The sequence below is a fragment of the Haladaptatus sp. genome (assembly GCF_049589095.1).
Lineage (GTDB): Archaea > Halobacteriota > Halobacteria > Halobacteriales > Haladaptataceae > Haladaptatus.
Map to the genome: position 1 here is coordinate 1 of NZ_JBAWAC010000236.1, position 6,469 is coordinate 6,469.

Here is a 6,469-nt window from a genome sequence, read left to right on the forward strand (position 1 = left end):
CCGTACTTCTTCGCCTTTGGGATGTAGGCGGTAAGGAAGGCGCTACGGAGTTCGTCGTTCGACATCGTCTTCAACCCGACTTCGGACGAGAAGTCGTGGTGGGTGCTCTTGTCGTTGGTCGGGCCGAAGAATTGGATGATGCGTGGCCACCATTCCTCGAAGGCGTCCTGCATGAGTTCCTGTTCCTTTTTCGACCCCATCGACAGTTCGCGCATGATGTCCTCGCCGTGTTTGACGTGGAAGCCCTCCTCGAAACAGACCTTGTCCATCGCGTGGGCGTAGGGTTCCCAACTCGTGCGCTTCAGGGTCGCCTGTCGGCGCATCGCGGCACCGTCCACGAAGAAAGCGATCATGGGCGTTTCCCACCACTCCTCCATCTGGTAGTGGAAGCAGTTCAGGAATTTGCCCTCCCCGTTCGCCAATTCGTCCAGCATCTGATCGCGGGTCTTGATGCCGAGCGACTCGGCGGCGCGGTAGAGCAGTTGTCCGTGGCCAATCTCGTCCTGCACCTTCGCGCTGAACGCCAGCTTTCGGTCGAGGCTCGGAGCCTGTCGGATGAACGGGCGTTCGAGATACGCGCCCATGATTTCGGAGTTCGCGTGGAACTGAATCATCCGGGTCGCGGCCTTCCGGTACTCCTCGGGCATGTCGTCCTTCGGACTAAATTGCCGAGGACCGGCACGCTCCTTGACGGTCTCTATGTCCATGGTCGATAATTATCGATCCCGGCCCATACCAATTTGCCCGCCTATAGACGGGGTTTAAATACAATCCCTGCCTACATACGCTCCATGATAGACGAATGCCTCGTCGTGGAATTCGCCGTCACGGGCGATGACTGTCCGCTCGCCGAGGCATCACGCAAGGCGGAGACACGGATCGATTGCAAGCCGCCACAGCACCGTGACGACGGCTACACACTCCTCCGATTCAGCGCCCCGGCTGAAAACGATGCGCTCGTCGACGTCCTCGACGGGGATGATCGAATCAGATACCTGCACGTCACCACGACGGACGGCAGACGGAACTTCCGCTGTCTCTCCAAGCATGCCTGTGTCGTCCACGAACTCACCAACGTCGGGTTCATGGCCGAGTCGCTTCGCTACCGGGAGGGGAACGCGAAGTTCACGGGTGCGGTCGTGGGTCACGACGTGCTCCAAGGCGTCCTCGAAGCAGCGGGCGAGACTGTCGGCATGCGACTCGAACGCGTCCATCAACTCGGATCCGAGGACGAAAACGCCGTGGCCCAACAGTGGGACGTGACGCCCGCACAGGAACGCGCCCTCCGAACTGCCTTGGAGTTCGGCTACTTCAGCGTCCCCCGCGAGACCACTGCAAGCGATGTGGCTGGCGAGTTGGGAATCAGCAAATCCGCGTTTCTGGAACGGCTCCGTCGCGCCGAGCGGTCGATGTTCTCGCAGATGTTCGCGTGATACTGTTCACGATCCGACTAGACGCAAGATTCTTGTCCTCTTCCCTGATATTTTCAGTTCGTGCCTGCCTTCGAAGTCCCTTCCCGACCTGAGCCCCTCCTCCTCGTCCTCGGGTATCTCTGTCTTTCACAAGCCCACACGCTACCCGATGGATTCGCACTGCTGGGCTACGTGATCGGTTTTTTCCTGATCGTGTTGATTCCCCTGTCGATACTGGAGAACGCCGACTCGCGTTCGGACGCCAGTAGCTCGAAATAGTCCTCCTCGATTTCCGATGCGTCCCGATACGCAACGCTTCGCGGAGCGTGAACTGGATGGGTGAAACGGCGAACAGACGGCACGGCCGGACGTGGAGCGGTGTGCCGTACTCCCGCGAGTCGCTCCACGGCGTTCGTCAGCGGATACCGGCCGTGGCCGCGTCTTTCCCTATAAACGTTCGTCCCCACCAAGCGTCGCGGCGGCGCGTTCGAACTCATCGCGGGTGTTGAGGTTCTCGAACGAGGTCAACGACCCGTGGTCACGAAGGTCGTCCTCCTCGATCACTACGTACTCCAGTTCCGACAGCGGTTCGACGGTTCGCCGTTCGTCACGGTCGAGCGCGTCGTCGCACGCCCGAACCATCGGGTCCGTCCGGTACACCGCGTGGGTCGTCTGCAACCACCCCTCGAATCGAGGTACTGCGGCGTCGTGACCGCGTGCTTGATTCAACAGATAGGAAACCAGTTTCGGGTCCACGAACGGCATGTCGCAGGCGACGACAGCGGCGTACTCGTGATCGCAGGCCGCGAGACCGGTTCGAATCCCGGCTACCGGACCGGCGTCAGGTATGGTGTCGATGGCGAATCGGACCGACGGTGAGAAGTCGGATAGAGCGTCGGCGATGGCCGACCGCTGGTCCTCGCGGCAGTTGACGACGAGTTCGTCGATTACGCCCTCGATTCCGTCCGCAACGCGGCGCACCATCGGCACCCCGGCGAGCGGTGCGACCGCTTTGTCCGCGTCCCCGAATCGGGTCGAGTACCCTCCAGCGATGACGACTCCTGCGGGCATGCTGTTCGAACTCGTCGTTATCGTTTCTCACGACACGCACCGCTCGGACATCGTCCTTCGGCGTGTGCGCGGAACTCGGGTTCGAATTCGTCCATCGCGGTCGTCACCGGCCGCGATGCGTCCTTGCCGAACTGACAGATGCTCGTCTCTCGCAACGTGCGGCCGAGTTCGCGGAGCATGTCGTCCTTGAAATCGCCGGAATAGACATCCCGCACGAGGTTCGTCAACTGTTTCGACCCTTCACGGCACGGGACACAGCGCCCGCAGTTTTCCTCCTCCGCGAACTTCGCCCGCGTCCCGGCGGTCGCGACCGCACATCGGGATTGGTCGAACAGTTCGACAACGCCGTCCGTTCCGAGGTGTGCACCGGTTAGCGCCGGTGCGCTCGGCGTGTGGTCGAGCGAGCGCGTGACGCCGCCGAACTGGCCGCCGACGCAGGCCATCTTGAATTCGCTATCGAGGCTCACCGCATCCTGAACCGTCTTCAAACTCCCGCCGGTCGGGAGTTCGAGCGTTGCAGGCGCAACCACGTCACCCGTAACCGTCACAAGTCGGGTTCCGGGGTCCGCATCCTCCGCATCGAAGGCGTCGGGCGAGCGCAGTGCCCGCCGAACCTGTGCTAACGTCCGCGGCGTATGGACGATGGTCGGCCGCCCGTACAATCCGTATTCGCCGGGCGACGGCGGGCGGAGACGGGCCTCCAGTCGGTCGTTGCCCTCCAGCGCTTCGAGAGCCATGGTCGGTTCCGCCGCCATGTACATGTCGGGGGCCTCGGCCGTTTGAATCGTCACGTCCTCGCCGACATCCGTCTCGGAAAACGCTTCCATCGCTTCTCGAACGCGATCACGGGTGGCGTGGGTCGATTCGGGAACGTACACGATAATGTCCGCCGCCCCGACGGCGTGTGCGACGGTCGTCGCTCCGTCGAGGACCGAAATCGGGTCGGCTTCCAGCAGGAGTCGGTCAGTTCCGTTGCGGTCGTCGGTCTCGCCCCCGTTCACGACGACGACGGGGTCGCCGTCGGTTTCACGGGCGACGGTCCACTCCTCGGCGATGGGTTCGTCCATCGATGCATCGCCGCGTCCCCGGCCGAGCAAACCGAGGGTTTCGACTCGTTCGAGGACTGCCTCGGGAGCGTCCGCCGCTTCTTCGGCGACGAATCCGTCGTAGCCGTCCGCTGTCGTCGGGTCCGTCCATCCACAGCGTCCGAGTACGTCCCGGTGGCCGACCGCGAGGGGTCCGTCGTCCGGAATCGGAAGTTCCGTTTCCCTCTCGTCGTGGGAGACGACAGCATATGCGTCCTCCTCGACGACGGTACCGTCCTCCAGCGCTTCGACGAGGGTCCGGGCGTGTTCGGGCGTACAGTTCGCATGAAAGGCGGTCGTTCCGTCGTTCGTAACCGCTGCGAGCGGTGTTAGCTCCTCGATTCCGACCGGGCCGACGTTCACCACTGCGACCGTTTCCGCCGCGTCGCGTGCACCATCGAGCACTACCTTCGCGTCCTCGCGTCCCGCCCCATCCGAGACGCGAAGAACGGGTGCATCGAGTGCAGACGAATCAGAAGTTCCCATTCCCCATATACTGGCACTGCCAGTGGATAAAAGATTATGACCAAAATACCGACAGGATGATGAAAAATGCGTCGTCGAATACGGTCACCGTGACGTCGTCAGAACGGCGGTTCGAGTTCCGACTTGGACTCCTTTCGTCGGACGGTGACGACCGCAATGACAGCCGCGAGGGCGAGCAACGTAATGAGTGCTGAGTGACATCGCTTCATCGTCTCACCCCGTTTTGTAGACGCCGCGTGCTTCGGCGATGTGTTCGCCGTCCTCGTCGTAGACGTTCACATCGACGGTTCCGACGTCGCTCCCGTTTCGCACCACGTCGGCCTCGGCGCGGAGGTCACCCGTTCCCGCGCTGAGGTAGTCGATTCGCATGTCGATGGTCGGAACCGGTTGATCGTTGAGCGACACCAGCGCCGCGCCGCCGACCGTGTCCGCGAGGGTGAACGCGACACCGCCGTGAGCCATGAGTCGGTCCTGATTCCACGAGAGTTCCTCGCGCATTTCGAGTCGCCCCTCGGCGTGTCCATCCGCCGCTTCCGTCACATCGACCCCGAGGAGGTCGGCGAACGGCATTCCTTCGAAAAACGCTTCGATGTCCATACCACGATTGCACACGGGAAGTAATTAAATGTGCTTGGGGCGACCCTCTCCAGTATGCACGTTTCCGACGACGACGGCATTCGGACGATAACGTTTGACCGCCCCGAGGTTCGAAACGCCTTCACGCCCGAGGCGGCTGGCGAACTCGCCGAAATCCTCGCCGAGAACGACCCGACGAAACACGACGCGGTCGTGTTGACGGGCGAAGGCAAGGCGTTCAGCGCGGGTGGCGACATCGAGTCGATGGCCGAGCGCGAGGAGAACGTCAGGGAGGCCTACGAACGCGTCCGCGACACGCTCTCGCGCGTGGTAGAAGAAGTCCTCACCGCGCCGGTTCCGGTCGTGGCGAAGGTCAACGGCGACGCGGTCGGTGCGGGGATGGCGCTCGTCACGGCGGCGGACTTCGCCTACGCCACCGAATCCGCGCGGTTCGCGGCGTCGTTCATCAACGTCGGTCTCATCCCCGACATGGGTGGAACGTTCATCCTCCCACGACTCGTCGGTCTACGAAAGGCGAAGGAACTCGCCTTCACCGGCCAGCTAATCTCGGCTGAGGAGGCGGCCGAGTTGGACATCGTGAACGGTGCCGTCTCCGAGGAGCAACTCGACATCCGGGTCGAGGAACTGACGAGCCAACTGGCCGACCAGCCAACCCACACCATCGCGCTCGGCAAGCAGGCCCTCCACGAGAATCTGGGCAAGGACTGGCGCGAAGCGCTCGACTACGAGACGATGGTTCAATCGCAGGCCTACGACATGCCCGCCCACAGGGAGGGCGTCTCGGCGTTTCTGGAAGGTCGAGAACCCGACTTCGAGTGAACCGCCCCAGCGGGTACCTCGTAGTCGGCGGATCTGACCGGATTTTATGAATTCTGTCCATCATCTTCTCGTGATGGGCTGTCGAACGTCGAACTGATAAACTTCATTTCGCTCTATGAAATTGCATCTGTCTCGATATTCCTCGTTCGGGGTTCCCAAGGGTATCTTTTGGAAGATCGAACTGAATTTTGCATCGGGAATCGGTTCACCCTCGTATTTCGTCGTGTGAGTCCGGTGTGAGATTTTACGGGCGATTGGGACAGGCGGACTCCATCGCCCTTCTCTTACATTCATGTACACAGTATACCAATTCTCGTCATTGAACTGATGATTCTCGGTGGGCAGTCTCGATCCGTATCGAACTCACATCCGCTGTCCGAGGACGAGTTACGGATGGTTCTCTCGCGCGAGAGAGTAGCATTATTTTGTTTGAACGTGAATTATTACGTATGTACGAGCGAATTCTTGTGCCGACCGATGGGAGCGATGGGGCGGCCAAGTCGATGACGGAAGCCTTCGATCTCGCTGAGGAGATGGGAGGGACGATTCATGCACTCTATGTCATCGACACACGGAATTACAACACGCTCTCCGATACGAAGTGGTTGACCCTCGAAGACGAATTATCGGAGATTGGCGAGCAAGCGCTCGAAGATGTCGAAGCGCAAGCCACCACGAGAGGGATTCCAGTCAAAACGGCGATCGAGCGTGGAATTCCGCACGAGGAAATCCTCTCCTATGCTACTGACATCGACGCGGACGTTATCGTGATGGGGACCCACGGTCGGAGCGGCTTACAACACTTCCTCATGGGAAGCGTCACGGAAAAGGTCATCCGAAGCACGGGTCGTCCCGTCTTGGTCATTCGAGGAATGGACGATGAGAGTTCGAACGAATAGTCGTACTAGGCTACTGCTCAACCGCTGGTTCGGTGCTCGCGTAAAAACAGCGAGGTTCCCACGCGATTCGACTTCCTCTGTTTACGGATCGGTCAACCGA

The 6,469-nt window shown here is 61.0% G+C and carries 8 protein-coding genes; 4 read left to right on the plus strand and 4 right to left on the minus strand.

What is annotated here, in order from left to right; all coding sequences use genetic code 11:
- Window positions 1-707: Phenylacetic acid catabolic protein (locus WBV42_RS07750; protein ID WP_423985509.1), on the minus strand; the 707-nt coding region annotated here is incomplete at its 3' end.
- A gap of 84 nt (window positions 708-791) precedes the next feature.
- Between WBV42_RS07750 and WBV42_RS07755 the strand changes: the two genes are divergently transcribed.
- Complete coding sequence (locus tag WBV42_RS07755) at window positions 792-1,433, plus strand: helix-turn-helix domain-containing protein (RefSeq protein WP_423985510.1); 642 nt, start codon at window positions 792-794, stop codon at window positions 1,431-1,433.
- Window positions 1,434-1,493: 60 nt separating this feature from the next.
- Entirely contained in the window at window positions 1,494-1,691 is a 198-nt protein-coding gene (locus tag WBV42_RS07760; RefSeq protein ID WP_423985511.1) for a hypothetical protein, read from the plus strand.
- Between the two features lie 168 nt (window positions 1,692-1,859).
- Here WBV42_RS07760 and mobA read toward each other — a convergent pair whose 3' ends face one another.
- From mobA to WBV42_RS07775, 3 genes are all read right to left on the minus strand, one after another.
- Window positions 1,860-2,483: a molybdenum cofactor guanylyltransferase gene (gene mobA, locus WBV42_RS07765; protein ID WP_423985512.1), complete on the minus strand. Its 624-nt coding sequence runs from the start codon at window positions 2,481-2,483 to the stop codon at window positions 1,860-1,862.
- A 17-nt stretch (window positions 2,484-2,500) separates the two neighbouring features.
- On the minus strand, window positions 2,501-4,054 hold the full coding sequence (locus tag WBV42_RS07770) for an NADH-ubiquinone oxidoreductase-F iron-sulfur binding region domain-containing protein (RefSeq protein WP_423985513.1): 1,554 nt from the start codon (window positions 4,052-4,054) through the stop codon (window positions 2,501-2,503).
- A gap of 213 nt (window positions 4,055-4,267) precedes the next feature.
- Window positions 4,268-4,651 carry a PaaI family thioesterase gene (locus WBV42_RS07775; RefSeq protein ID WP_423985514.1) on the minus strand — a complete coding sequence of 128 codons (384 nt, stop codon included), beginning with the start codon at window positions 4,649-4,651 and terminating at the stop codon, window positions 4,268-4,270.
- 54 nt (window positions 4,652-4,705) lie between these two features.
- Here WBV42_RS07775 and WBV42_RS07780 point away from each other — a divergent pair, with 54 nt between their 5' ends.
- A complete protein-coding gene (locus tag WBV42_RS07780) occupies window positions 4,706-5,470 on the plus strand; it encodes an enoyl-CoA hydratase/isomerase family protein (RefSeq protein ID WP_423985515.1) in 765 nt (254 codons plus the stop codon).
- Between the two features lie 449 nt (window positions 5,471-5,919).
- Window positions 5,920-6,369, plus strand: coding sequence for a universal stress protein (locus tag WBV42_RS07785; RefSeq protein WP_423985516.1), 450 nt, complete (start codon window positions 5,920-5,922; stop codon window positions 6,367-6,369).
- Window positions 6,370-6,469 lie beyond the last annotated feature (100 nt).